Source organism: Serratia sp. TSA_105.2, assembly GCF_052692115.1.
The window spans coordinates 974575-999812 of record NZ_JBQZFT010000001.1; the positions used below are offsets into that span (position 1 = coordinate 974575).

Below are 25238 nucleotides of genomic sequence, written 5' to 3' on the forward strand. Positions count from 1 at the left end.
TTTGATCACAAGATACAAATGTTAACGTTAACTTTTGTGATTAACATCGCACGCGTGATATCTGCCAGCTTCCTCCCCTTTCAAGTTAACGTTAACAATAGAGCTAACTTCACTCACCGGGGCCCTACCCATGAACCGCGAAACTAAAAAATATTACGTGCTGCTCAGCGGCCTGCTGTTCTTCTTTTTCTTCACCTGGTCTTCCAGCTTTTCGCTGATCTCGCTGTGGCTGAATCAGAAGATCGGCCTGAAAGGCGCGGAGACCGGCCTGATCTTCTCCGCTATCTCGTTGGTGGCGCTGTGCGCCCAGCCGCTGTACGGGTTTATTCAGGACAAACTTGGGCTGCGCAAGCACCTGCTGCAGTTTCTCGGCGTGATGCTGCTGCTGACCGGCCCGTTCTTTATCTACGTTTACGCCCCGCTGCTGGCCAGCAGCCTGCCGCTCGGCGCGCTGGTCGGCGGCGTATTTATCGGCGCCACCTTCTTCGCCGGCATCGGCGCGCTGGAATCTTATACCGAGCGAGTCAGCCGCATTAGCGGTTTCGAATTCGGCCGCGCCCGCATGTGGGGATCGCTCGGCTGGGCCAGCGCCACCTTTTTGGCCGGTTTTATCTTCAATATCGATCCGAACATCAATTTCTGGCTGGCCTCCGCCGCCGCCGTGGTATTCCTGTTGCTGCTCAGCCAGGTGCGCGAGCTGAAGCCGAATGCCATGGCCGGTCTGGCGTTCGGCAAACCGGAAAATCTGCGGCTGCAGGACGCGCTGGCGCTGCTGCGTATGCCGGGCTTCTGGGCGCTGGTGGTGTTTGTGCTCGGTATCAGCGTGTACAACGTTTTCGATCAGCAATTTTCGGTCTACTTCGCCTCGCAGTTCGCTTCTCGCGAACAGGGTAACGAGATGTACGGCTTCCTCAACTCGCTGCAGGTCTTCCTCGAAGCCGGCGGCATGTTCCTGGCGCCGCTGCTGGTGAACCGCATCGGCGCCAAACAGGGGTTGCTGCTGGCCGGTGGGGTGATGGCGCTGCGCATGTTCGGCTCAGGTTTGGTCAGCGGCGCATTGATGATCTCCGCCATGAAACTGCTGCACGCCGTAGAGTTGCCGATCCTGCTGATCGCTATCTTCAAATACATCGCCAGCCGCTTCGACAGTCGCCTCTCCTCAACGCTTTATCTGGTGGGCTTTCAGTTCATCACCCAGGTGATGGCCAGCTTCCTGTCGCCGCTGGCGGGCTACGGTTATGACCGCATCGGCTTTGCCGACACCTATCTGCTGATGGGGTGCGCGGTCGCCGCCACGACGCTTGTCTCCTGTTTCCTGCTGCGCGGCGAACGTTCCGCCAGAGCAGCCCCCCTTCAATCCGCCATTAAATCAAGTGAGTCTGTCCAATGAACACTGCCTTAGCTCAAGCCGACCATGCGGTCGAAGCCCTGCGCGCAGAGCGCCGAGACGCATACTACCCACAGTTCCATCTCGCGCCGCCCGCCGGCTGGATCAACGATCCTAACGGCCTGATCTGTATTGACGGCGTCTATCATGCCTTCTTCCAGCATCACCCCTACAGCGAACACTGGGGGCCCATGCACTGGGGACACGCGACCAGCCGCGATCTGATCCGCTGGCAGCACCAGCCCATCGCCCTGGCGCCCGATGCGCCCTATGACAAAGACGGTTGCTTTTCCGGCTGCGCCGTGGACGACAACGGCGTGCTGACACTGATTTACACCGGTCACGTGTGGCTGGGCGAGCCCGGCGACGACAGCCAGGTGCGGGAAGTGCAATGTCTCGCCACCAGCGAAGACGGCATACGCTTCGTCAAGCACGGGCCGGTGCTGGCCGCGCCGGACGGCATTCAGCATTTCCGCGATCCGAAAGTCTGGCGCGAGAACGGCGAATGGTGGCTGGTGGTCGGTGCCAAAGAAAACGGCCTGGGCCAGGTGCGCCTGTACCGTTCTGCAGACCTGCGCGCCTGGCGCTTCGATCGGGTGCTGGCCGGTGCGCAGGCGGCGCATCAAGGGTATATGTGGGAATGCCCGGATTTCTTCCCGCTGGGGGAACAACACCTGTTGCTGTTTTCGCCGCAGGGGCTGGCGGCACAGGGCTACCGCTACCGCAATCGCTTCCAGAGCGGCTATCTGCTCGGCCACTGGCGGCCTGACAGCGACTTCAGGGTGACCCAACCCTTCTGCGAGCTGGATGCCGGCCACGATTTCTATGCGCCGCAGACCTTCACCGCCGCCGACGGCCGTCGGCTGCTGTTTGCCTGGATGGATATGTGGGAATCCCCAATGCCCAGCAAAGCGCACCGTTGGGCGGGCGCCCTCACCCTGCCGCGTGAGCTGACGCTGGCCGCCGACGGCAGCGTCCGCATGAACCCGGCGCGTGAACTGGCGGCGCTGCGCCGAGAATCGCACACGTTTTTGGCACAGACGCTGACCAATCAACATCTGCCGCTGGCGGACGACGTGCAGGAACTCACCCTGACGTTGAGACCGGCCGACAACGACGCCGAGCGCTACGGGCTGGCCATCGGGAGTGCGGCGCGGCTGTTCGTCGACAATCAGGCACACCGACTGGTGCTGGAACGTTTTCATGACAACCCCGCCCTGTGCACCTGCCGCAGCGTGCCGCTGCCAGAAGGTGACACCCTGTCACTACGGATCTTCATTGACCGCTCATCGCTGGAGATCTTCGTCAATCAGGGGCAGGCCTGCCTGACCAGCCGCATCTATCCGACGGCGGGCGAGCGCCACCTCAGCCTGTTCGCCGAAGGCGGCCGGGCAAAGTTCGAACCCATCACGGGATGGCGGTTGGCAAGCCTCTGGGGATAATGGGCATGAGCACCGGGCGCGCAGCAACGCACCCGGTGCGCTTACAGCGAGCCACGCTCCAACAGCGGGCAAGGCACTTTCACCGTCTCACGCTGCTCCCGCTGCTCAATCACATGCAGCGCCGCAAGGCGGCCCAGCTCGTAATGCGGCAGCTGCACCGTCGTCAATGCCGGCAGGAACAGCTCACCGGTGCCGACCATATTGTCGTAACCCAGTACCGCCACCTGTTGCGGTATCCGCCATCCTTGCGCCAGCAATACCTGATACACCAGAAAGGCTATCCGATCGTTCCCGCACACCACGACATCGCAATCGCGCCGTCCTGCAGAGAAATGCCGCTCCAGCAACGTGACGCAGTCGCGATAGCTTTGATCGCCGCCGCTCAGATCGAGATGATACTGCCGCAGCTGTTCAACATCGCGCCCCGCTTCGCGCCAGGCGCGTTCCAGACCGCGACGGCGCAGGCCTGCCGCCAGCGTATCCGCCGGTAAATGAATGCACAGTGGCGCGCGATAGCCTTTGGCGATCAGCGTGCGCGTGGCGTCATACTGCCCTTGCTCGTCATCAGGAATGTAGCTGGCGATCGAATGTGCCGGGCTGACGCAGTTAGCCAGCACCAGCTTTTTGTCCAGCAGTTTGGCCGGTAATGTCACCTCGCGCAGCCCCATCGTGGTGAATATCACCCCATCCGGTCGATGCGCCAGCAGCAGATCGACGGTCTGTTCGGCGTTGTCGTCGGCGAACAGGTTGACGACGAAGCTGTTCCAGCCTCGCTCGCGCGCGGTTTTCTCAATCGACAGGATCATTTCCACCGAGAACGGCGTCGTGGCGGTGTCCAGCGCCAGCACGCCGAGCGTCTGCACGCGATTTCCGTCACCGCGAATACGCCGCGCCGACAGATCCGGCACGTAGTCCAACTGGTCGATAGCCTGTTTGACGCGGCGGTAGGTTTCCGGCCGCAGCTTGCCGGGTTCATTGATGGCGCGGGACACCGTCATCAACGAGACTCCGGCAAGTTTTGCGACGTCTTTCAGCGAAGCCATGCGCCCTTCTTTATGATGATTAATGGGAAAAAGTGAATAATCCCATAACCGGGCGCAGGACTCTACTCTACGTTAGCAGGCTGTGATGTTCGCCCACAGGAGAGCGCCGTCGGCCGTCAGCGGCGCCACTTCACCGCCCGCCGTCTGCCCCGCCCACCAGACGCCCTCGCGCGCCCGCAGTTCGCCACCCCCCGGCAGCGACCAGACCCCGCTCAGCACATACAGCACGCCCGCCTGGTGGGGTGGCAGGGTGACGGGCGACGTGCTGCGCCGCACCTCGGCCGCCTGCCGGCCACGGCGCGTCATGATGTTGAAATCCTGACTGGCGCCGCCCAGCAGCGTCGCTTCCAGCGCCACGTCGCCGGAAAAGGCGAACGGTTCCCCGACGCGAGCCAATTGATGGTCGATATGCCCGGCGCTGAACAGCCTCACGCCGTCGCCTTCCAGCAAAGTGATCGAGCGGTCGATGCCCGTAAAGGCAGAAAACGGCCCGTCCTGCGCGATGGTAGCGATGCTGGCGCGCCAGTCAAAATCCTGCGCACCCGGCGGCCAGCTGACGATTTCACGGGTTTCCCCACCGCCGTTGCGCCACGGGCTGACCGGCAGCGCGGCGAAGCTAAAACGGGTCAGGCTCATTACGCCTCCTGCTGAAAGGTTTTCAGCACCTGCAGGAACTCGGCGCTGCTCTGCTGCTGCTGCGCGTGCCGCCCCTGCTCGATCACCTGCCGGCCGCCGACGAACACGTCGCGAATTTGCTCTTTGCCGCCGGCGAACAGCCAGCGGTTGAGGATCGAGGCGTTCGGCGCCGCCGCCAGATACGGATCGTCGCCGTCCAGCACCAGCCAGTCGGCGCGATAGCCGCTCTGCAACCGGCCGATCGGCGCGCCGCACGCCTGCGCGCCGCCCTGCAGCGCCTGCAGGTACAGCACATCACCCACCGCTGACTGTTCCGGCGTCGTCAGACGGTTGCGGCGCTGATCGCGCAGCCGCTGGCCGTATTCGAACCAGCGCAGCTCTTCCACCACGTTGAGCGAAACGTGGCTGTCGGAACCGATGCCCCAGCGCCCCAGCTGCTGCAGGTAGGCATCGCCGGGGAAAATGCCGTCGCCGAGGTTAGCTTCGGTGGTCAGGCACAGACCGGCCACCGCGCGGCTGCGCGCCAGCGCTTCCAACTCATCGCGATCCAGGTGGGTGGCATGCACCAGACACCAGCGCTGATCGACCGGCAGATGGTCATACAGCCAGGCTACCGGGCGCTGCCCGCTCCACGCCAGGCAGTCGTTCACCTCTTTTTGCTGCTCGGCGATGTGAATATGCACCGGCAAGGTGCGATCCGACGCGGCCAAAATCTGCTGCATCTGGCCCAGCTCCACCGCACGCAGCGAATGGAAGCACAGCCCCTGATTCTGCAACGGACGATCCGCCAGCTGGCGGGCAATCACCTGCTGCTGGTGCAGATAGCTTTCGGTATCCTGGATAAAACGCTTCTGCCCCGGCTGCGCCGGCTGCGCGCCGAAACCGGCGTAGCTGTACAGCACCGGCAGCATCGTCATGCCGATGCCGGCCTGATGCGCGGCCTCGCTGAGGCGGCCGGTCATTTCACCGCGATCGGCGTAAGGTTTGCCGTCGGCGTCGTGATGCAGGTAGTGGAATTCGGCCACCTGGGTGTATCCGCCCTTGAGCATTTCGATATACAGTTGACGGGCGACCACCTCCACCTGCTCCGGCGTCAGACGCTGCACCAGGCGGTACATCAGATCGCGCCAGGTCCAGAAGCTGTCCTGCGGGTTGCCCGCCACTTCCGCCAGCCCGGCCATCGCGCGCTGGAAAGCGTGGGAATGCAGGTTCGGCATGCCCGGCACCGCGTCGCCGTGCAGCCGGATGCAGCCTTGCGGTTCAGCGTCGGCGGTAACTTGAGTCAGATAACCTTGCGCATCGACGTCCAGCCGGACGTTATGCGCCCAGCCCTCAGGGAGCAAAGCGCGTGGGGCAAAATAAGCAGGCATGGCAGTATTCCACTGTTGGTGTAACGGCGAATGAGGCGCGGCGATGGCGCGCATTCAGGAATTTTTGGCGGTCGCCGGCAAGTTTCTGGCGCGACGGCCACTAGTTGTATATACATATACATACGCCGACATCAACAGTAAACTGGTGTTATTATTTTTTTATTTGACGAGGTTAACGTCGTGGCTGAACAACAGACCGTGTTACAACTGGCGGCTGCAATGAGCGATGCCCCCGCCCCGATCTACCAACGGGTCAAACAGGCGATCGTGAATCAAATTCGTGCGGGGCATTGGCAACCGCATCAGCGCGTGCCCTCCGAAAGTGAACTGGTGGCGGAACTGGGCGTCAGCCGCATGACCATCAACCGCGCGCTGCGCGAGCTGACCAGCGAAGGTTTTTTGATTCGCATGCAGGGCGTCGGCACCTTCGTCGCCGAAGCCAAAGCGCATACCGCGCTGCTGGAAGTGCACAACATCGCCGATGAGATCGCCGCGCGCGGCCATCGTCACAGCAGCAAGATCCTCGAGCTGAAGGCCCGTGCGGCCAGCGAGGAAGAAGCGACGGCGCTGGGCATTCACCCCGGCCAACGGCTGTTCTATTCGCAGATCGTGCATTACGAAAACGATGTGCCGGTGCAGGTGGAAGACCGCTGCGTCAACCCGCTGGTGGCGCCGGATTACCTGAAGCAGGATTTCGACCGCGTCACGCCTTACACCTACCTGACGCAGGCTGCGCCGCTGACCGCCGGCGAACACATCGTCGAAGCGGTGATCCCCACCCGGCGTGAGCGCGAGCTGCTGCAGCTGGAAGACCACGAACCCGGTCTGCTGATCCATCGCCGCACCTGGTCCGGCAAAACCGTGGTGACCTCGGCCCGGTTGCTGTACCCCGGCAGCCGTTATCAACTGTTCGGCCGCTTCACCAGCGAAGTCTGATCCCCGGCGGGCGCGCCCTGCGCCCGCATCTCCGCTGTCGATCACATCCTGATAACAAAATCTCTCCCGCCTCTTGTGACATCCCGGTGAATGCGTTAGGTTGTTTTTAATTGTATATACAACCATGTGGGAGCTGCGGCTCCGGCGGAGGAAAGCAATGACGTCTGAGATTCACTGTGACAGCCTGTGGCACGGCGCCGATATCGTCACCATGCGCGACGGCAACTATCACACCCTGACCGACGGCGCGATCGCCGTGCGCGACGGCAAGATCGTCTGGATTGGCGAGCATGCGGCGCTGCCGCCCGGCCTGATCGCGGACGAAACGGTGAAATTCGACGGCGGCATCATCACCCCCGGCTTTGTTGACTGCCACACGCACCTGGTGTTCGGCGGCAACCGCAGCGGCGAGTTCGAACAGCGGCTGAACGGCGTGAGCTACGCCGACATCGCCGCGCAGGGCGGCGGCATCATTTCCACCGTGAAAGCCACCCGCGAGGCCGACGAAGCGCTGCTGCTGGAGCAGGCGCTGTTCCGCCTGCGGCCGCTGCTGGCGGAAGGCGTCACCTGCGTGGAGATCAAATCCGGTTATGGCCTCAGCCCGGAGAGCGAACTGAAGATGCTGCGGGTGGCGCGCAAGTTGGGCGAGCTGCTGCCAGTCGAGGTGAAAACCACCTGTCTGGCGGCCCATGCGCTGCCGCCGGAATACGCCAACCGCGCCGACGACTACATCAATCTGGTCTGCGATACCATCATTCCGCAGGCCGCCGCCGCCGGGCTGGCGGATGCGGTTGACGCCTTCTGCGAACATCTGGCGTTCTCGCCGGCGCAGGTGGAACGGGTCTTCGCCGCCGCCGAGGCCGCCGGGCTGCCGGTTAAGCTGCACGCCGAGCAGCTCTCAGCCCTCGGCGGCAGCACGCTGGCGGCGCGCCATCACGCGCTCTCCGCCGACCATCTCGAATACGCCACCGAACAAGATGCCCGCGCCATGGGCAATGCCGGCACCGTGGCGGTGCTGCTGCCCGGCGCCTATTACCTGCTGCGCGAAACCCAGTGCCCGCCGGTAGAGCTGTTCCGCAAGCACCGCGTGGCGATGGCGATCGCCAGCGACGCCAACCCCGGCACCTCGCCGGCGCTGTCGCTGCGCCTGATGATCAACATGGCCTGCACGCTGTTCCGCCTGACGCCGGAAGAAGCGCTGGCGGGCGTTACCACCCACGCCGCCAAAGCGCTGGGGCTGCAACACAGCCACGGCACGCTGGAAACCGGCAAGGTGGCGGACTTCGTTCACTGGCCGCTGTCGCTGCCGGCGGAACTGGCTTATTGGTTGGGCGGCCAGCTGCCCTGTACGGTGATTTTCCGAGGAGAAGTACGTCAATGACCATTCGCGATCCTTTTAGCTTCCAGACCGGCAGCCTGCCGCTGCTGATCAGCATCCCACACGCCGGCACGCAACTGACGCCGGCGGTCGAGGCCGGGCTGACCGACGACGCCCGCCCGCTACCCGATACCGACTGGCACATTCCGCAGCTGTACGACTTCGCACGGGCGATGGGTGCCAGCGTGCTGGTCGGCAACTATTCGCGCTTCGTCATCGATCTGAACCGCCCGGCGGACGACAAGCCGCTGTACACCACCGCCACCACCGGCCTGTATCCCGACGTGCTGTTCGACGGCCGTCCAAGCTTCCTGCCGGGCAAAGCGCCGACGGACGCAGAACGCGCCGGCTATCTGCAGCAAATTTGGCAACCTTATCATCAGCAGCTGCAGGACGAACTGGCACGCCTCAAAGCGCGGCACGGCTATGCGCTGCTGTTCGACGCGCACTCCATCGCCTCGGTGATCCCGCGGCTGTTCGACGGCCAGCTGCCGGATCTCAATCTCGGCACCAACGGCGGCGAAAGCTGCGCCCAGGCGCTGAGCGATCGGCTGGTCGCCTGTTGCGAGCAACAACAGCAGTACACCCACGTGCTGAACGGCCGCTTCAAGGGCGGTTACATCACCCGCGCCTACGGGCAACCACAGCAGCAACAGCATGCGATCCAGCTTGAGCTGGCGCAGGTGAACTACATGTCCGAACAGTATCCTTACGCGTTCGAACCGCAGCGCGCCGCCTCGCTGCAGCGACTGCTCAAGCAGATGATTGAAGGCCTGTTGGACAGCGCGGCCAAACTCAACTGATCCCCTCTGCAGGCGCCGCCCGGCGCCTGTTTCTCTCCCTGCCTTTAACCGCAACGTCAGCCGCAATCTGCGCGCTATATCAAAGTTTCGCGTGATTCCCCACTGACTGGTCTAAACAGCGCACAAAACAGCGGCCGACGAAAAACGCACTGCGCCACAATCAGCCGAAAAGCCCGCGTTCATCGTCAGCGCCGGGCGGCGTGTGGCCGAGCTGGCCCGTTTCGAACCATCACTCTGGAGGCCCTATGTCTGTAACACCGTTAAACTGGCGCGCTGCCGGCGCCCTCGCCGAACAATTGCTGGCCGGCTGGCAACAGCGTGGCGAACCCGGCGGCGCCATCACCCTGTTTGACGCCGAACAACTCCGCGCCACCGCCTGCGCCGGCCTGGCCGATCTGGCGCAGAATACCCCCTTCACCGTCGACAGCGTGGTGCGCTACGCCTCCGTAACCAAACATATCTTCGCCGCGCTGGCGCTGAACACCACCGGCCGCGCCATTCGGCTCGATCAGCGCCTGGGCGAACTGCTGCCCGCCCTGCAGCCTGCGCTGGCGGACGTCACCGTCGGCCAGGCGCTGGACATGACCGGCGGCCTGCCCGACGTGCGCGAAACGCTCGGCTTGCTCGGCATCCCGCTGCACGCCGTCAGCGAGGCACAGCCGGTCATGCAGTTTGTCGAAGGGCTGGAGAAGTTGAACTACGAAGCCGGCAGCGAAGTCGCCTACAGCAATACCGGCTATCGGCTGCTGGAGGCCGCGCTGCGCAGCAAAGGGTATGATTTCGATCAACTGGTACAACGGCACATTGCCCGGCCGCTGCAGGTACAGATGCAAGCGCCGGAAAGCTGGTTCGACGTGGTGCCGGGGTTGGTGCCGGGTTACTGGCGTGCGCCGCAGGGCTGGCAACACGCCAGCGCCGGCCTGCATCTTTCCGCCTCCGGCAGCCTGACCGGCAGCCTCCACGCCCTCACCCGCTGGCTGCAAACGCTGCTGGCCGACGAGGGCCCCGGCCAGGGCGTGCTGGCGCAACTCGGCGCCCCGCGCCGCCTCAATCAGGGCCAGCTCAGCGCCTATGGCCTGGGGCTGGCGCAAACCCCGCTGGGCCGCCGCCGCTTGCTCGGCCACGGCGGTTCCCACGCCGGTTACAAAACCTATTTCCTGCTGGCGCCCGATCGCCAGGTCGGCGTCGCGCTGGTGGCCAACCGCGAAGACTGCGACAGTTTCGGTATAGCTTTGCAGGTGATAGCGGCGCTGCTGGGCGAACCCCTGCCGCAGCGCAGCACGGCGATCCCAGACGGCCTTTACGCCGCGCTGGCCGAACCACACTGGTTGGAGGTCAAAGACGGCAACCTGGCCTATTTGGGCAGCGGTGAACCGCTGTATCAGGGCGAGGACGGCTACGCAGTGTCGCTGTCCGCCCATATGCCAATCAAATTGAAGTGGACCGGCGAAGCGGTCGAGGGCGAAGTCGGGCATGTGGCGCGCCGTTTTGTGCCGGTCACGGCCAACGGCGACTGCCTGAAGCATGTGCAGGGGCTGTGGTATCACCCGCACTATCGCACCGCCTTTGAAATTCGTGGCGATCGGGTGCATATCGGCGTCGGCCCGGCGGCGCAGACCGGCAGGCTCAGCCCGCTCGGCCAGGGCCGCATGCTGGTGGAGTGCCAGGACGGCCCGTGGTTAAAACGCTTTTGCCTCTATTTCCGCGGTTACAACGTGGATCTCATCGCCAACCGTAGCCGGATGCTGACCTTCCGCCGCAGCACCGTCGGCCGCGACTGACGCTCAGCGTGCGCTGCCGGTTTTGACCGCCAGCAGCGCATCCGCCAGCCGCCGTTTGTCGGCGGCGCTGAGATTCACCTGATCCACGGACGCCATAAACGCCGCCCGATCCGCCTCGCCAAGCGGACCGGCGCGCAGTCGCTCCGCCAGCCGTTGCAATATCTGGCTGCTCAACCGCGCAATCTGCGGGCGCACCTGCGCCAACGGCCGCGGCTGCCAGCCGGGTTCCGGGCTCGCCAGCCAGTCGGCGCGATAGCGGTACTGAATCGCCTTGGCGGCGTTCATCTGCGCGGCGATAAAAGGCCGCACCGACGCCGGCTCCAACCCCAAACGCCCCGCCTCCGCCTGCGCGCTGGCCAACACCTTCACCTCCTGCGCCAGGTCTTCGATCGGCAAATGCTGCTGCGCCTTGTAACCGGCAACGTCTTTCATCAACGACAGCCGTTGGTTCACCAGTTCGCCGATGGCGGCGGCGCCGCCCGCCAACGCGGGAAAACTGGTCAAACAGCAGGCTATCAATAACGCCCTGAACATGGCGCCTCCCTTATGATGCAGTGAAAACGTAAGGCCCAAAGTTCACCACGTCCGCCCCGCGCTGGCAAATAAAAAGGCCCCGCCGCAGCGAGGCCCGATAACGCTCGACAAACCTTAGTCGAAAACGCCGTTGATGACGGAGGCAACAATTGCGGTGCTGAGCGCGACCAGCACCAGATCGTCGCCGGCGATACGCCACTCATAACCCGGGTACTGCGGCAGATCACGCAGCATCGAGTAAGGCACCACTTTTTTGGCGATGCCCGGTGGCAACGGCTTACCGCGCGCCAGATTCTTGGCGATGCCCGGTGGCAGCGAGCTGTAGCCGGTCAGACCGGAGTTGCGCGCCAGCGAACGGGCGCGGTCGCGCGAGAGGCTGACGGAAACCAGATTATCGTCGTTTCTATAGCCGCCTTTATCTTTATTGCCTTTGTTGCCGTTGTTGCCATGGTTACCGCTATTGCCGTGATTGCCGCTGTTGCCATGGCCATTACCGTTGCCGCCTTTGTCAGCCAGGGCCGGGGCGGATGACAACCCCAGCGACGCGATCAGCGCCAACACCGTGAGGGTCGTACGACGTTTGTTCATGTTGTGTATTCCAGCGTGGGGGACTCTGTTGACTATAGCGGGCCTTTCCCGGAAGAAGTATAAGGAAAACTCCGAGATAACAGTGTGGTTTGACGGCAGTCGCGCCAATAGCTTGTTTTAACGCAACACGCCTCGAGAATGCCGAAACTTACCTCAGATTTTTCTTGAAGAAAAATAAGCCTTACGCTAGCGTGGGAGGGTAACAAAAAAGAGTTAGCATGCTCTTTTTCGTCGCACCTCAAATCTTATTCTTATCATCCATAATGATAATAGCGAATACTTCCCGCCTCTCCGTGCGGGATTCTTTTTCCCGCCGCCGTCGCCCTAATAGGGGGCTTTATGTTGAGATTTAGTTGCCGATAATTTACATTCGCTGTCTGAGAAACCTCAACCTCCCGCGGTGGCCAGGCTGGCAACGGGTGGGCGTTCAGGAGCAAAAGACGTGCAAATGACCCTCATGGAATACATCACTCGGCACTTTAATGGCGATCTTCATCGTTACGCGCAGTCGGAAGGCGTTAGCCGTGAACAAATCATTAGTTGGATAAATAATGAATGTCACGTGATCAAAGGCAGGCTGTTTATGCCGGTGAAACATCTCCCGGTCGAACAAGCCCAGTGATGACGAAAAAAAACCCCGCCTGGCGGGGTTTTCTGTTTCTGATAGCACGGAAAATCAGAAGTTATAGCCGACCACGAGGTAATAACCCCAACCGGTAGACTTGATCGGGCCCTGCGGGGTGCCGATATCCGCGCCGTCCTGCCACTGGCCGCCGTTATGGAAATAACGCGCCACGAAAGAATAGTGCCAGTGATCGTAGTTCAGCGCCAAAATATGGCTGGAGGCGATCGAGTTGCCGGTACGCACCTGTTTGCCGGTGCCGTCAACCCAATGGCTGTCCTTGCCCAGATCGGAACCGAAGTCGAAGTTGGTGAAGCCGATGTAGCTCAGGTTGCCGCCCCACACCTGGGTCAGCGGCACGAAGTATTTCACCTTGAAGCGGTAACCGTCCCAGCTGTTCTCGTTGGCAGCCTGGTAGTTTTCCCACTGGTATTTGGCATAGATGTTCATCGACAGGCTCATCGGCAGGCCGGTGTCGATATCGGTGCCCAGACCCATGTACCAGGTGTTTTGACGGCCGTCGGCGTTGTGGCCCAGATCATAGATGTAGTTGTTGGCGAAGTACCACTCTTTGAACGGCCCGAAGCTGAGATCGGTGCCGGTCAGCTTGTCGATGGAGAAGCGCGGTTCAATCTCCATAAACAGCGGGGAGCCTTTGTCCCAGATGCCGCGATCCGGGGTGTTGCCCACGCCGAAGAACTTCGGCACGTCAACGTAACCATAGAAATCGAACCAGTCTTTCTTGGCGAAGGCTTCGTATTCGAGATACACGTCGTTATTCAGCTGCGGCCCGAAGCGAGTGTGGTAGCTGCCCACCACGTTGACGCTCTGGTGCCACCAGTCGGAGACATATTGACTGTCTTTGCTATCAGCCATTGATGATGCACTGTAAGACGCTGCGAGCAGTACACCTGCTGCGAGAGCTATTTTTTTCATTTTATTACCACATGCTTAAAGGGCCATTTCCTGCCCGTTTAGAAAAGATGACAATGAGTCTGCCGACACCTGGCGTTGCCTTCACACAGAAACTCGGATGACGCGCGCATTATAGAAACCACTGACTGTAAGAATCTGTGATCCAGTTACGCATTTCGCGAATAGGTAATCGATTGCGTTCACATTTGTCAAATTATGTTTCATTCAAATTCACATTCGCTGTGATTTTTGTCATGCACATCGATTTTTAGCGCAATTTTTAAGCCAACTGTCATCAAGGTGTCACCGGCTCGCCATCGTGTTGTGGAAAAGAAAAAGCCGACGCATGAACGTCGGCCTTCATCAAAATCAACAGAAAATACGCAAAGCGAAATCAGTTCACCGCCGGCACCGCCTTGGCGATGTTTTCCTGGCGGAACACCACCTCTTCGCCGTTTTTGACCTCCCAGCTGGCGACCGGAATATCGGTCTTGGGCGCCGCCGCAACGACCGAACCATAAATCAGCTTGTCGTCGCGGCGCAAAATATAAACGTCGAGCTGATATTCATGCCGTAGATTCGCCGTGGTCAGGCGCACGGTATCGCCGCGCTCATAGTGATGCACGTCGATTTCGGGTTGTTGAATAAATTGAATGTCGCTTCTCATCGTCGTCGTTCCTTCAGGCAACATGGCTAGTTAAATTCTAGTTCAACATTGCGCCGACGGCGGATAATTTCCGTTAATTTCCGCGAGTTGCCCGCCAGCAGATCAACGAGCCGAGGGTAACCATCGCTACGCCCTGCCAGAAATTGGCGGTCAGCGAGGTGTGCAACACCAGCGCGGCGAACACCGCCGACAACACCGGAGTGAAATAAGAGACGGTGGCCAGCAGCGTCATGTTGCCGTGCAGAATGCCGACGTTCCAGGCGGCATACCCCGCCCCCATCGCCACCCCGGCGCACAGCAGCGTCACGGTCACGCCGGCGCTGAATTGCATGCCGCTTTCCGCGCTGAAGGCATATTTAAGCCACAGCGCCAGCGCGGTCAGCACGATGAACAGCACCACACCGTTGCTGCCCTGGGCGATCTTCTTGGTCAGGTTGCAGTACAGTGCCCAGATCACCGCGCCGCTGAAGGCCAGCCCGTAGCTGAGCGGATTGCTACGCACGTTGGCCAGCATCTGCGCCGGTGACCAGCCGCCCTCACCGCTCATGATCCAGCCGATGCCGAACAGAGACAGCAGCAGCCCCGGCAGCAACCACCATTTCGCCTTTTGGCCGTTGAGCGCCAGCGCCATCAGCACGGTGAAACAGGGCCACAGGTAGTTGATCATGCCCACTTCTATCGCCTGCAGGCGGGTATTGGCGTAGCCGAGCGACAGCGACAGGCAGATCTCGTAGCTGACGAACAGCAGGCTGCCGACGATGAGATAAGGCCGCGGAAAACTGCGCCATTTCGGCACGCCGAGCGCCACCAGCAAAAACACCGCGCTGACGCTGTAGATCATCGCCGCACCGCCGATTGGCCCCAGCCCTTCGCTGACGCTGCGGATCAGGCCGACGACGCTGCTCCACAGCACAATGGCCAACAAACCGAACAGCGTGGCGCGGGTACGCGAGGGCAAAGCGGGCATAAGGCGGGTCCAATGGGTTATTTTTTATCAGGTTTTTCACTCTACTGCCGCACGCGCCAAAAAGAAAGGCGGGAAACTCCCGCCTGTGAATTTATTGCTGCGGCTGCCGCTCGAGCTGCGGCGGCGGCTGGCGAAAACGCCGGGTCAGCCAGGCCAAATAGCCAAAGCCCAGCGTCGCCCAGATAAGCCCCATGGTCAACGAGCTCTTCTCCAGGTTCAGCCACAGCACCCCCACCGTCAGCGCCCCCACCAGCGGCAGGAACAGGAAGTTGAAGCGATCCTTCCAGCTTTTGTTGCGCCCTTCGCGAATGAAGAAGTGGCTGATCACCGACAGGTTGACGAAGGTAAAGGCCACCAGCGCGCCGAAGTTGATCAGCGCAGTGGCGGTCACCAGATCGAACGACAGCGCAGACAGCGCCACCAGCCCGACCATCAGCACGTTGAGCGCCGGCGTGCGCCATTTAGGGTGGATGTAGCCGAAGAATTTCTCCGGGAACACGTTGTCGCGCCCCATTACGTACAGCAGGCGCGACACGCTGGCGTGCGACGCCAGGCCGGAGGCCAGCGTGTTGATGAAGGTCACGCACAGGAAGATCGACTGGAACAGCTTACCGCCGACGTACAGCGCGATCTCCGGCAGCGCGGCGTCGGGCTGGTGGAAGCGTTGAATCGACGGGAAAAACAGCTGAATGAAGAACGACACGCTGATAAAGATCACCCCGCCGTACAGCGCGGTCAGGAAGATGGCGCGCGGGATCACCTTGGCGGCGTCGGGCGTCTCTTCGCACAGCGTAGTCACCGCGTCAAAACCGAGGAACGAAAAGCACAGGATAGTCGCACCGGTAATGATAGGCAGCAGGTGCGCATTCTCGCTGAGGAACGGCCGCAGGCTCCACACCGTACCCATCCCCTCGCCGTTGTGCAGGCCGCGCACCACCAGGTAGATGAACACCAGAATGATCGCCACCTGCGCCAGTACGAACAGGGTATTGAAGTTGGCCACCAGATTGACGCTTTTCAGGTTGATGGCGGTAATCAGGATAACGAAGCCCACCACCCATACCCAGGGCGGCACTTCCGGGAACAGCGCGGTCAGGTAAATCTTCGCCAGCAGCGTATTGATCATCGGCAGGAACAGATAATCGAGCAGCGATGACCACCCCACCAGAAAACCGACGTGCGGGTTGATCGCCTTCTGCGCATAGGTATAGGCGGAGCCGGCGGTGGGAAACTGGCGCACCAGTTTGCCATAGCTGATGGCGGTGAACAGCACGCCGGCCAGTGCCAGCAGATAGGAGGTCGGCACATGGCCGTCGGTGAGGCCGGAGACGATGCCGAAGGTATCGAACACCGTCATCGGCGTCAGATAGGCCAGGCCCATCATCACCACCTGCCACAGCTTGAGGGATTTGCGCAGCTGCGGTTTGCCCGCCGGGCCGCCGTCGGTGGCTTTAATCGTCATGGCATTTCCCCTCTTGGTCCTCTGCTGTCAACCGTGCAACGTCATTCAGAGAGGCCGCGGGGAAACTGCTGCTCAGGCGGCGGGGAAAACGGGTTGAGGTCACTGTCGGGCGGCCGGCGACCGGCCCGTAGGCACTGCGGCACAGGCAAACGTCTGTGCATGGGAATGACTGAGTCATGGTTATTTCCTCGTCGGCGTCCTGTACGCCGTGATAGAAGAAATTCAGTACCGCAGCGCGCAGCCTCACCGGCCACAGGAGAGCCGATGAAATGCGCCGGGCGCGCGCGGTAGTCGCAGGGTGAGCGGGATCAGGCGTTTTTCAGCATCCACTCGATTTCGGTTTCGGTGATCAGGCGCTCGAACTGCACCAGTTCATCGGTTTTGCAGGCCAGATAGACGTGGCTGAAGCGTTCGCCCAGCAGTGCATTGAGCACCGGCTGATGTTCGAATTCGTACAGCGCGTCGCTCTGGCGGATCGGGAACGGCAGCCCGTCCTGCTCCAGCCCGTTGCCGGTCACCGGCTCAGGCAGCGGCAGCGCGGTTTCCAGGCCGTAGACGATGCCGGCCAGAATGGTCGCCATCACCAGATAAGGGTTGGCGTCGGCGCCCGCCACGCGGTACTCCACGCGGTGGTTATCGCGATCGCCGCAGGGAATGCGCAGCGCCACGGTGCGGTTGTTATGCCCCCAGGAGGCCTGGATCGGCACATACATGCCGGGCTGGAAGCGGCGATAGGCGTTGACGTTCGGCGCCAGCAGCGCCATCGAAGACGGCATCAGGGCGATCATGCCCGCCAGCGCCTGTTTCAGCAGCGCCGAGTCTTCGCCGTCGTCGTCGGCGAACACGTTGTTGCCCTGCGCGTTCAGCATGCTGATGTGCACGTGCATGCCGCTGCCGGCATGCTCCTCATACGGCTTGGCCATAAAGGTCGCCTGCATGTTGTGGTTCTCGGCCACCATGCGCACCAGCCGCTTCAGCGCCAGCGCGTGATCGCAGGCCTGCAGCACGTCGTCGGTATGGTGCAGGTTGACCTCGAACTGCCCCGGCGACGCCTCCGCCACCGCGCCGTCCGCCGGAATGCCCTGCAAACGCGCCAGTTCGTCGATCTCGCTCAGCACATCGGCGAAATGGTTCAGGTTATCGACGGAATACACCTGGCTTTGGGTGTTGCGCTCTTGCGTGCCCGGCGCGCACGGCGGCTGCAGATAGCCCTCCGCGTCGCGTTGACGATCGATGAGATAGAACTCCAACTCTACCGCTACCACGGGGGAAAGCCCGCGCTGACGCAAACGCTGCCACACTCGGTTCAGCACATTGCGCGGTTCAACGTCAAAGGGAGTGCCATCTTCATCCAGCATGGTGAGCAGCACCTGCGCAATATATTGCGGGTCCGCCGCCGACGGCGTCAGCGTGCCCGGCACCGGCACGCATACGTGATCCGGCTCACCCAGCTCCTGCCCCAACCCGGCCTCTTCGACGACGTTGCCGAGAATATCCATCGCAAATACCGACGCCGGGAAGTAACACCCCTTCTCCAGCTTATTCAGGCCGCCGACCGGGATGCGTTTGCCGCGGAAGCTGCCGTTCAGATCGGTCAACAGTACGTCGACATGTTGGGTTAACGGATAACGTTCCAGGTACTTCTTCACTTCGCGCTGGAACGCGCTACTTCGTCTCTCTTCACTGTGCTGAACAAAGTTTTCCACTTCTACGATGTTGGTCTGCATGGTTCACCCGCCGTTTGTGTTTTGCTGTCGTCGATGTTTATTGATCGTCTTGTTCAATATAATGCCCACAAATGAAACGTAGATGAAACAAATTTGTTTTGCAAGTGTTACTTTTGGTTTGAATATTGCCCAATCGACTGCTAGATTTATAGAATATTGAACGAAATCGGCGGTGGAGAAGCTTATCGTTCATAATTTCGAACGTACCAAGGGGACAGCATGGACAATATATTTAACAGACCAGTCATCGGCGTCGTCATGTGCAGGTATAGGTTAAACGGGCACCTCACACAGACCTTGCAAGAAAAGTACCTGAATGCCGTTATCACCGCCGGCGGCTTGCCGATCGCCCTGCCGCACGCGCTGGCGGAGCCGGAAGTGCTGGCGGAACTGCTGCCGCGCCTCGACGGCGTTTTGCTGCCGGGCAGCCCCAGTAATGTGCAGCCGCACCTTTATGGTGAAAACGGCGATGAGCCTGACGCCGATCCTGGCCGAGACGCGTTGAGCCTGGCGCTGATCCGCCAGGCGTTCGACAGGCGCATTCCCCTTTTCGCCATTTGCCGCGGCATGCAGGAGATGGTGGTCGCCACCCAAGGTACCCTGCATCGCCGCCTGTACGAACTGCCCGAGCTGCTGGAGCATCGTGAAGATCACGATCTGCCGCTGGAACAGCAATACGCCCCCGCCCACGAAGTCATCGTTCAGGAAGGGGGGCTGCTTTCGCAACTGATACCGGATTGCAACAGATTCTGGGTGAACTCGCTGCACGGCCAGGGCGCCAAAACCCTGGGCGCGAGCGTTCGCATCGAGGCGCACGCCGCCGACGGGCTGGTGGAGGCGATCAGCGTGCGCGATCAGCCCTTCGCGCTCGGCGTGCAGTGGCACCCGGAGTGGAACAGCGACGAGTACGCCCTGTCACGCCTGTTGTTTGATGGTTTCATCACCGCCTGTCGGAACTATCAAAAGGAAAAACGCCCATGAGCGACGTCAGCTTGGCACCGGGAAAACGTCTGTCGCAGATCCGTCAACAATTAGGGTTGTCGCAGCGCCGGGTCGCCGAACTGTCTGGGTTAACCCACAGCGCCATCAGCACTATCGAGCAGGACAAGGTCAGCCCGGCCATCAGCACGCTGCAAAAGTTGCTGACGGTGTACGGTCTGTCGCTGTCGGCGTTTTTCGCCGAGCCGGAAAAACCGACGGAGCCGCAGATCGTGATCGGCAGTGACGATCTGATCGAAATCGGCAGCCAGGGCGTTTCAATGAAGCTTATTCATAACGGCGACCCGAACCGCACGCTGGCGATGATGATCGAGACTTACGAACCGGGCACCACCACCGGCGAGCGCATCAAGCATCAGGGGGAAGAGATCGGCACGCTGCTGGAGGGTGAGGTGGTGCTGCAGGTCAACGGCCAGAGCTATCACCTGCTGGCCGGGCAAAGCTACGCTATCAATACCGGCATCCCCCACAGTTTCAGCAACACGTCGGCGCGCATTTGCCGGATTATCAGCGCCCATACGCCGACGACATTCTGATCAACGGAGCCAGGCATGAACTTTCACCATTTGCAGTATTGGCAACAACGGGCGCAGGCCCTGAAGATTGAGCACCAGCTGTTTATCGACGGCCGCTACCAGCCGGCCGCCGCGGGGAAACGTTTCGCCGTGGAAGATCCCGCCGGGCGCCGTGAGCTGGCGCAGGTCGCACGCGGCGACGCCACCGACATCGATCGGGCGGTCAGCGCGGCGCGCGCCGCCTTTGAGCGTGGCGACTGGGCGCAAACCGCCCCGACGCAGCGCAAGGCCACGCTGCTGCGCTTCGCTGAGCTGATGGAACAGCATCACGAAGAGCTGGCGCTGCTGGAAACGCTGGACACCGGCAAACCGATTCGCCACAGCCTGCGCGACGACGTGCCGGGCGCCATCCGCTGCATCCGCTGGTACGCCGAAGCGATCGATAAGGTCTACGGCGAAATCGCCCCCACCGGCCGCGAGGCGCTGGCGCTGATCGAGCGCGAACCGATCGGCGTGGTCGGCGCCATCGTGCCCTGGAACTTCCCGCTGCTGCTGGCCTGCTGGAAGCTCGGCCCGGCGCTGGCCGCCGGCAACAGCGTGGTGCTCAAACCCTCCGAAAAATCGCCGCTGAGCGCCATCCTGCTCGGCAAACTGGCGCAGCAGGCCGGGCTGCCGGACGGCGTGCTGAACGTGGTGCCCGGCTATGGCCACGACGCCGGCAAGGCGCTGGCGCTGCACCGCGACGTCGACGCCCTCACCTTCACCGGCTCCACGCTGGTGGCGAAGCAGCTGATGATTTACGCCGGCGAATCGAACATGAAACGCGTCTGGCTGGAGGCCGGCGGCAAGAGCGCCAATATCGTCTTCGCCGATTGCCCGGATCTGGATCAGGCCGCCCGCAGCGCCGCCGCCGGTATCTTCTATAATCAGGGGCAGGTGTGCATCGCCGGCACTCGCCTGCTGGTCGAAGCGAGTATTGAGCAAGAATTCCTGCAGGCGCTGCGCAAACACGCGGCGGCCTTCGTTCCCGGCGATCCGCTCGATCCCGACACGGTGATGGGCACGCTGATCGACAGCGGCCACTGCGAAAAAGTGGCCGGCTATATCGATCGGGGGCTGAGCCAGGGCGCCGCGCTGTTCCTCGACGGGCGCGACCATCCGCAGGGCGAGCACGCCGGCTACCTGGGACCAACCATCCTCACCCAGGTGAACAACGCCATGAGCGTGGCGCGCGATGAAATCTTCGGCCCGGTGCTGGTGGTGACCACCTTCGACGACGAGCAACAGGCGCTGCAGCTGGCCAACGACAGCGACTACGGCCTCGGTGCCGCGGTCTGGACTCGCGATCTGGCCCGTGCGCACCGCATGGCGCGCCAGCTGAAAGCCGGCACGGTGTTCGTCAACAACTACAACGACGGCGACATGACCGTACCCTTCGGCGGCTACAAGCAGAGCGGCAACGGCCGCGACAAATCGCTGCACGCGCTGGACAAGTTCACCGAATTGAAAACCACCTGGATCTCGCTGGAATAAGGGCTTATCTCATGACTGAACACGTAAAAAGCTACTATGCGGCCACGGCCAACGCACATCAGCCCTATCCGCAACTGAATGAATCTATCGAGTGCGACGTCTGCGTGATCGGCGGCGGCTATACCGGCCTCTCCTCCGCGCTGTTTCTGGTGGAAGCCGGCTATAACGTGGTGGTGCTGGAAGCGGCGCGTATCGGTTTCGGCGCCAGCGGCCGCAACGGCGGCCAGTTGGTCAACTCTTACAGCCGCGACATCGATGTGATTGAAGAGCGTTACGGCGCGGAAAGCGCCCGCCTGCTCGGCAGCATGATGTTTGAAGGCGCGGAGATCATCCGCAGCCGCATCAGCCGCTACGCCATCGACTGCGACTACCGCCCCGGCGGCATCTTCGCCGCGCTGAACAACAAGCAGTTCCATGCGCTGATCGAGCAAAAGCGCAACTGGGAACGCTACGGCAATACCCAGCTCGAGCTGCTCGATGCGGATCGGGTACGCCAGGAAGTTGCCAGCGATCGCTACGTCGGCGCGCTGCTCGATCACAGCGGCGGCCACATCCATCCGCTCAACCTGGCACTGGGCGAGGCCGAGGCGATTCGCCTGCAGGGCGGGCGCATCTTCGAACAATCGGCGGTGACGAACATCCGCCACGGCGAACCGGCGCTCATCAGCACCGCCAACGGCCAGGTGAAGGCGCGTTTCGTCATCGTCGCCGGCAACGCCTATCTGGGCGACAAGCTGGAGCCGCGGCTGGCCAAGCGCAGCATGCCGTGCGGCACCCAGGTGGTGACCACCGAGCCGCTGGCGCCGGAGATCGCGCAGGCGCTGATCCCGCAGAACTACTGCGTGGAAGACTGTAACTACCTGCTGGATTACTACCGCATCACCGCCGATCATCGCCTGCTGTACGGCGGCGGTGTGGTGTACGGCGCGCGCGATCCGGACGACATCGACAACCTGATCCGGCCAAAATTGCTGAAGACCTTCCCGCAGCTGAAAGGGGTGCGTATCGACTATCGCTGGACCGGCAACTTCCTGTTGACGCTGTCGCGCATGCCACAGTTCGGCCGGCTGGAGAATAACGTGTACTACATGCAGGGCTACAGCGGCCACGGCGTGACCTGTACCCATCTGGCGGGCAAGCTGATCGCCGAGCTGATGCGCGGCGACGCCGAACGCTTCGACGCCTTCGCCAAGCTGCCGCACCTGCCGTTCTTCGGCGGGCGCAATCTGCAGATCCCGTTCACCGCCATCGGCGCGGCCTACTACACGCTGCGCGACCGCATCGGCGTCTAAAACAGCAGGCCCGGTCATCCTGACCGGGCCTGTGCGTTAACGTTTAAACGATCTTCGGTTGGCCGTCCGAGGCGGTCGCCCCGCCATCGACCGGGATGTTGGCGCCATTGATAAAGCTGGCGTCGTCGCTGGCCAGGAACGCCATCACCGCCGCCACTTCTTCCGGCTCTGCCGCGCGGCCCAGCGCGATGCGCTCATTGAACTTGTCGCGGATCTCCTGCGGCCAACCATTGGTCATGTTGGTTTTCACCAGGCTCGGGCAGACCGAGTTGATGCGCACGCCGTCACCGCCGTGGTCCAACGCCATGGCGCGCGTCAGGTTGACCACCGCGCCTTTCGCCGCGCAGTAGTAGGCCGCGCCCCAGTCGCCGCCCAGGCCGGACACCGACGCGGTATTGACGATGCAGCCCTTGGTCTTCAGCAGGTGCGGCAAGGCGAATTTGGAGCAGAACACCACGCCGTCGATATCGACCCCGGCGATGCGGCGCCAATCGTCGACGCTGGTTTCCAGCACGCTGCCCGCCACGTGTACGCCGGCGTTGTTCAGCAGAACGTCGATGCGGCCCAGTTTTTCCGCCACCTCGTTCATCATTTTTTCAACCGCGACGTGATCGGACACGTCGATATGTACCGCCATCGCCCGGCCCTTCGGCAGCGAAGCGGCAACCTTATCTACCGCCTCTTTGGCCCAGTCGGCCAGCACCACGATGGCGCCCTCGGCGGAGAACCGCCGCGCCGCCGCTTCCCCCATGCCGTTGCCCGCACCGGTGATAACCACGACTTTATTGTCAAAACGCATGAGACCTCCTCCATGTGAACGTATTTATATAAGTCATACAAATCTCATTACCCCGAGGATAAGACGCTCCCCCTCTGAGAGCCAGTCAAAACGTGCGGTTTATTAACCAAAAGGAGGTATGTCAGTGATTTCAATGCGCTGGATTAACCTTTATCGGATTTTGGCCAACATATTGATGGATAAAATAAAATTACGGTGAGTCACTATTCGCCAGGCGGATTGTCAGCGGGCGAGACTATTGCAGGTGTGCGGTTATGGCCGTACAGAGATAAACGATGTGAATGAAAAACGGCAGCCGCCCGCAGGCGGCCGCGACTATTTTTTCTCGATGGGGACAACCAGCAGGTCGACGTTCAGTTCGTTGATCGCCTGACGTGCCGAAGAGACCAGCCGGCTCCAGACATCATGATGGTGGCCGAAGATCACCAGGTCGAACCCTTTTTCCTTCGCCACCCGGTTCAGTTCTTCCGTCAACGCGCCGCGGCTGACGATCACCTCTTCGACCGGATACGACGACTGCCCTTTGATCGCATTGAGCATATTCTTCACCCGCTCCGAAAAGGTGCGATCGGTGTAGTTGTAATCGCCCACGCCCAGATCGACGTAATAACCGGCGCGATGAATGTCGATATAGATCAGGGAAAGTTTGGCATTGAGCGCAGCGGCCAGTCTGGCGCCCTTGCCCAGCAGGAACTCGGCGTCTTCGCTGAGATCCGTGGCGACAACGATATGCCGGTAAGCCATGATGGCGGCCCTCCTCGTCAGATCCGTAAACAGGATGGCGCTCCTTGCCGCATGTTTCTTATGCATCTTTAGTTTAGCCCAGCGCGGGTTCGCTCGCCTGTGGCGCCGTCGTTCCATCTATGGAACGATGCATCCCGCCTTTGCGGTCTACCGAATTTTTCTCCCCTCCCTACACTGTGGGCAAGTGCTGAGTTTCAGCCTTATCAATCAAAGAAGATACCCACTGACCTCACGACGAGAAAAGGAAAAAACCATGAGCACTCCTGCCAACTTCAACGGCCAGCGTCCTGTTATTGATGCCAATGACGCGGTCATGCTCCTGATCGACCACCAGAGCGGCCTGTTCCAGACCGTCGCCGATATGCCGATGACTGAACTGCGCGCCCGCGCCGCCGCCCTGGCCAGCATCGCCACCCTCAGCAAACTGCCGGTGATCACCACCGCTTCAGTGCCGCAGGGCCCGAACGGCCCGCTGATCCCGGAAATCCATCAGAATGCGCCGCACGCGCAATACGTCGCCCGCAAAGGGGAAATCAACGCCTGGGACAACCCAGACTTCGTGGCGGCGGTCAAAGCCACCGGCCGCAAGACCCTGATCATCGCCGGCACCATCACCAGCGTCTGCATGGCCTTCCCCTCCATCAGCGCGGTGGCCGAAGGCTATAAAGTGTTCGCGGTGATCGACGCCTCCGGCACCTACTCGAAAATGGCGCAGGAAATCACCCTGGCGCGCGTGGTACAAGCCGGCGTGGTGCCGATCGACACCGCCGGCGTGGCCTCGGAGCTGCAGGGCAGCTGGAATCGCGCCGACGCTCAGCAGTGGGCCGAGGTCTACACCAAGATCTTCCCGGCCTATCAGTTGCTGATCGAGAGCTACCTCAAGGCGCAGGACGTGGTGAAAAACAACGAACGGCTGGACTCGCAGCGTTAAGATCGCGGGCATAAAAAACCCCGGCCAAGGCCGGGGCTATGAATCGCGTGCCGGTGACTTTCCCGGCTGTCATGTTATGGCGTAAGCGTCCATCCAACACTCCAACATTACGCAGCCTAAGCGCGACTTTTTCACAACAGAAAAATAGACTGAAACGCGGCGTTATT

At 61.5% G+C, this 25238-nt stretch carries 24 protein-coding genes; 12 read left to right on the forward strand and 12 right to left on the reverse strand.

Features of this window, described 5'->3' with window-relative positions:
- Positions 1-130 precede the first annotated feature (130 nt).
- Positions 131-1390: an oligosaccharide MFS transporter gene (locus ACUTSC_RS04430; protein ID WP_197767685.1), complete on the forward strand. Its 1260-nt coding sequence runs from the start codon at positions 131-133 to the stop codon at positions 1388-1390.
- On the forward strand, positions 1387-2829 hold the full coding sequence (locus ACUTSC_RS04435; RefSeq protein WP_197767684.1) for a sucrose-6-phosphate hydrolase: 1443 nt from the start codon (positions 1387-1389) through the stop codon (positions 2827-2829). The genes ACUTSC_RS04430 and ACUTSC_RS04435 overlap by 4 nt, the downstream gene beginning before the upstream one ends.
- A 41-nt stretch (positions 2830-2870) precedes the next feature.
- Here ACUTSC_RS04435 and ACUTSC_RS04440 read toward each other — a convergent pair whose 3' ends face one another.
- From ACUTSC_RS04440 to ACUTSC_RS04450, 3 genes are all read right to left on the reverse strand, one after another.
- Entirely contained in the window at positions 2871-3872 is a 1002-nt protein-coding gene (locus tag ACUTSC_RS04440; RefSeq protein ID WP_197767683.1) for a substrate-binding domain-containing protein, read from the reverse strand.
- Between the two features lie 72 nt (positions 3873-3944).
- Entirely contained in the window at positions 3945-4508 is a 564-nt protein-coding gene (locus tag ACUTSC_RS04445; protein WP_197767682.1) for a HutD family protein, read from the reverse strand.
- Complete coding sequence (locus ACUTSC_RS04450; protein ID WP_197767681.1) at positions 4508-5878, reverse strand: formimidoylglutamate deiminase; 1371 nt, start codon at positions 5876-5878, stop codon at positions 4508-4510. The genes ACUTSC_RS04445 and ACUTSC_RS04450 overlap by 1 nt, the downstream gene beginning before the upstream one ends.
- A 180-nt stretch (positions 5879-6058) precedes the next feature.
- Here ACUTSC_RS04450 and hutC point away from each other — a divergent pair, with 180 nt between their 5' ends.
- The 4 genes from hutC (at position 6059) to ACUTSC_RS04470 (ending at position 10776) form a co-directional block, all read left to right on the forward strand.
- The gene (gene hutC / locus ACUTSC_RS04455; protein ID WP_033638258.1) at positions 6059-6814 is read left to right on the forward strand and encodes a histidine utilization repressor; all 756 of its coding nucleotides are present in this window, start codon (positions 6059-6061) and stop codon (positions 6812-6814) included.
- 157 nt (positions 6815-6971) lie between these two features.
- Entirely contained in the window at positions 6972-8195 is a 1224-nt protein-coding gene (hutI, locus tag ACUTSC_RS04460; protein ID WP_197767680.1) for an imidazolonepropionase, read from the forward strand.
- Complete coding sequence (hutG, locus tag ACUTSC_RS04465) at positions 8192-8995, forward strand: N-formylglutamate deformylase (RefSeq protein ID WP_197767679.1); 804 nt, start codon at positions 8192-8194, stop codon at positions 8993-8995. Before hutI ends, hutG begins: the two co-directional genes overlap by 4 nt.
- Before the next feature lie 245 nt (positions 8996-9240).
- The gene (locus tag ACUTSC_RS04470; protein WP_197767678.1) at positions 9241-10776 is read left to right on the forward strand and encodes a serine hydrolase; all 1536 of its coding nucleotides are present in this window, start codon (positions 9241-9243) and stop codon (positions 10774-10776) included.
- Between the two features lie 3 nt (positions 10777-10779).
- Here the strand turns inward: ACUTSC_RS04470 and ACUTSC_RS04475 are convergent, their stop codons facing one another.
- A complete protein-coding gene (locus ACUTSC_RS04475) occupies positions 10780-11310 on the reverse strand; it encodes a chorismate mutase (RefSeq protein ID WP_197767677.1) in 531 nt (176 codons plus the stop codon).
- Positions 11311-11424: 114 nt separating this feature from the next.
- Positions 11425-11898 (reverse strand): anti-virulence regulator CigR family protein, encoded by a 474-nt coding sequence (locus tag ACUTSC_RS04480; RefSeq protein ID WP_445653113.1) that lies wholly within the window; start codon positions 11896-11898, stop codon positions 11425-11427.
- Positions 11899-12340: 442 nt separating this feature from the next.
- Here ACUTSC_RS04480 and ACUTSC_RS04485 point away from each other — a divergent pair, with 442 nt between their 5' ends.
- Positions 12341-12520 carry a hypothetical protein gene (locus ACUTSC_RS04485; RefSeq protein ID WP_025160261.1) on the forward strand — a complete coding sequence of 60 codons (180 nt, stop codon included), beginning with the start codon at positions 12341-12343 and terminating at the stop codon, positions 12518-12520.
- A 54-nt stretch (positions 12521-12574) separates the two neighbouring features.
- Here ACUTSC_RS04485 and ACUTSC_RS04490 read toward each other — a convergent pair whose 3' ends face one another.
- The 5 genes from ACUTSC_RS04490 to ACUTSC_RS04510 form a co-directional block, all read right to left on the reverse strand.
- Positions 12575-13456, reverse strand: a complete 882-nt coding sequence (locus ACUTSC_RS04490) for a nucleoside-specific channel-forming protein Tsx (protein WP_049272741.1) — start codon at positions 13454-13456, stop codon at positions 12575-12577.
- A gap of 373 nt (positions 13457-13829) precedes the next feature.
- Positions 13830-14102: a hypothetical protein gene (locus ACUTSC_RS04495; protein ID WP_046898558.1), complete on the reverse strand. Its 273-nt coding sequence runs from the start codon at positions 14100-14102 to the stop codon at positions 13830-13832.
- 73 nt (positions 14103-14175) lie between these two features.
- Positions 14176-15069 carry an aromatic amino acid DMT transporter YddG gene (yddG, locus tag ACUTSC_RS04500; RefSeq protein ID WP_126179741.1) on the reverse strand — a complete coding sequence of 298 codons (894 nt, stop codon included), beginning with the start codon at positions 15067-15069 and terminating at the stop codon, positions 14176-14178.
- Between the two features lie 91 nt (positions 15070-15160).
- On the reverse strand, positions 15161-16531 hold the full coding sequence (locus ACUTSC_RS04505) for an APC family permease (protein ID WP_126192369.1): 1371 nt from the start codon (positions 16529-16531) through the stop codon (positions 15161-15163).
- 308 nt (positions 16532-16839) lie between these two features.
- Positions 16840-18258, reverse strand: coding sequence for a glutamine synthetase (locus ACUTSC_RS04510; protein ID WP_197767675.1), 1419 nt, complete (start codon positions 18256-18258; stop codon positions 16840-16842).
- 219 nt (positions 18259-18477) lie between these two features.
- On the opposite strand from ACUTSC_RS04510, the gene puuD reads away from it, so the two are divergent.
- From puuD to ACUTSC_RS04530, 4 genes are read left to right on the forward strand one after another with little or no spacing between them, the layout of a single operon-like run.
- Positions 18478-19239: a gamma-glutamyl-gamma-aminobutyrate hydrolase gene (puuD, locus tag ACUTSC_RS04515; protein WP_197767674.1), complete on the forward strand. Its 762-nt coding sequence runs from the start codon at positions 18478-18480 to the stop codon at positions 19237-19239.
- Positions 19236-19793: an HTH-type transcriptional regulator PuuR gene (gene puuR / locus ACUTSC_RS04520; RefSeq protein WP_049288046.1), complete on the forward strand. Its 558-nt coding sequence runs from the start codon at positions 19236-19238 to the stop codon at positions 19791-19793. The genes puuD and puuR overlap by 4 nt, the downstream gene beginning before the upstream one ends.
- Positions 19794-19808: 15 nt before the next feature.
- Positions 19809-21305 (forward strand): aldehyde dehydrogenase PuuC, encoded by a 1497-nt coding sequence (gene puuC / locus ACUTSC_RS04525; protein WP_197767673.1) that lies wholly within the window; start codon positions 19809-19811, stop codon positions 21303-21305.
- Between the two features lie 11 nt (positions 21306-21316).
- Positions 21317-22597, forward strand: a complete 1281-nt coding sequence (locus ACUTSC_RS04530) for an NAD(P)/FAD-dependent oxidoreductase (RefSeq protein ID WP_025302550.1) — start codon at positions 21317-21319, stop codon at positions 22595-22597.
- A 43-nt stretch (positions 22598-22640) separates the two neighbouring features.
- Here ACUTSC_RS04530 and ACUTSC_RS04535 read toward each other — a convergent pair whose 3' ends face one another.
- Positions 22641-23396 carry an SDR family NAD(P)-dependent oxidoreductase gene (locus ACUTSC_RS04535; RefSeq protein ID WP_025302549.1) on the reverse strand — a complete coding sequence of 252 codons (756 nt, stop codon included), beginning with the start codon at positions 23394-23396 and terminating at the stop codon, positions 22641-22643.
- Between the two features lie 315 nt (positions 23397-23711).
- Complete coding sequence (locus ACUTSC_RS04540) at positions 23712-24140, reverse strand: universal stress protein (protein ID WP_033633267.1); 429 nt, start codon at positions 24138-24140, stop codon at positions 23712-23714.
- A gap of 253 nt (positions 24141-24393) precedes the next feature.
- On the opposite strand from ACUTSC_RS04540, the gene ACUTSC_RS04545 reads away from it, so the two are divergent.
- Positions 24394-25071, forward strand: a complete 678-nt coding sequence (locus ACUTSC_RS04545) for an isochorismatase family protein (RefSeq protein WP_038877740.1) — start codon at positions 24394-24396, stop codon at positions 25069-25071.
- Positions 25072-25238 lie beyond the last annotated feature (167 nt).

Bases quoted from the DNA above. Each gene is read 5' to 3' on its own strand.
- ACUTSC_RS04470 (WP_197767678.1), top strand. From the start codon at position 9,241: ATGTCTGTAACACCGTTAAACTGGCGCGCTGCCGGCGCCCTCGCCGAA.
- puuR (WP_049288046.1), top strand. From the start codon at position 19,236: ATGAGCGACGTCAGCTTGGCACCGGGAAAACGTCTGTCGCAGATCCGT.
- ACUTSC_RS04535 (WP_025302549.1), bottom strand. From the start codon at position 23,396: ATGCGTTTTGACAATAAAGTCGTGGTTATCACCGGTGCGGGCAACGGC.
- ACUTSC_RS04490 (WP_049272741.1), bottom strand. From the start codon at position 13,456: ATGAAAAAAATAGCTCTCGCAGCAGGTGTACTGCTCGCAGCGTCTTAC.
- ACUTSC_RS04475 (WP_197767677.1), bottom strand. From the start codon at position 11,310: ATGTTCAGGGCGTTATTGATAGCCTGCTGTTTGACCAGTTTTCCCGCG.
- ACUTSC_RS04510 (WP_197767675.1), bottom strand. From the start codon at position 18,258: ATGCAGACCAACATCGTAGAAGTGGAAAACTTTGTTCAGCACAGTGAA.
- ACUTSC_RS04495 (WP_046898558.1), bottom strand. From the start codon at position 14,102: ATGAGAAGCGACATTCAATTTATTCAACAACCCGAAATCGACGTGCAT.
- hutI (WP_197767680.1), top strand. From the start codon at position 6,972: ATGACGTCTGAGATTCACTGTGACAGCCTGTGGCACGGCGCCGATATC.
- puuC (WP_197767673.1), top strand. From the start codon at position 19,809: ATGAACTTTCACCATTTGCAGTATTGGCAACAACGGGCGCAGGCCCTG.
- ACUTSC_RS04440 (WP_197767683.1), bottom strand. From the start codon at position 3,872: ATGGCTTCGCTGAAAGACGTCGCAAAACTTGCCGGAGTCTCGTTGATG.
- ACUTSC_RS04530 (WP_025302550.1), top strand. From the start codon at position 21,317: ATGACTGAACACGTAAAAAGCTACTATGCGGCCACGGCCAACGCACAT.
- ACUTSC_RS04445 (WP_197767682.1), bottom strand. From the start codon at position 4,508: ATGAGCCTGACCCGTTTTAGCTTCGCCGCGCTGCCGGTCAGCCCGTGG.
- yddG (WP_126179741.1), bottom strand. From the start codon at position 15,069: ATGCCCGCTTTGCCCTCGCGTACCCGCGCCACGCTGTTCGGTTTGTTG.
- hutG (WP_197767679.1), top strand. From the start codon at position 8,192: ATGACCATTCGCGATCCTTTTAGCTTCCAGACCGGCAGCCTGCCGCTG.
- ACUTSC_RS04450 (WP_197767681.1), bottom strand. From the start codon at position 5,878: ATGCCTGCTTATTTTGCCCCACGCGCTTTGCTCCCTGAGGGCTGGGCG.
- ACUTSC_RS04435 (WP_197767684.1), top strand. From the start codon at position 1,387: ATGAACACTGCCTTAGCTCAAGCCGACCATGCGGTCGAAGCCCTGCGC.
- ACUTSC_RS04480 (WP_445653113.1), bottom strand. From the start codon at position 11,898: ATGAACAAACGTCGTACGACCCTCACGGTGTTGGCGCTGATCGCGTCG.
- ACUTSC_RS04540 (WP_033633267.1), bottom strand. From the start codon at position 24,140: ATGGCTTACCGGCATATCGTTGTCGCCACGGATCTCAGCGAAGACGCC.
- ACUTSC_RS04545 (WP_038877740.1), top strand. From the start codon at position 24,394: ATGAGCACTCCTGCCAACTTCAACGGCCAGCGTCCTGTTATTGATGCC.
- puuD (WP_197767674.1), top strand. From the start codon at position 18,478: ATGGACAATATATTTAACAGACCAGTCATCGGCGTCGTCATGTGCAGG.
- ACUTSC_RS04505 (WP_126192369.1), bottom strand. From the start codon at position 16,531: ATGACGATTAAAGCCACCGACGGCGGCCCGGCGGGCAAACCGCAGCTG.
- ACUTSC_RS04430 (WP_197767685.1), top strand. From the start codon at position 131: ATGAACCGCGAAACTAAAAAATATTACGTGCTGCTCAGCGGCCTGCTG.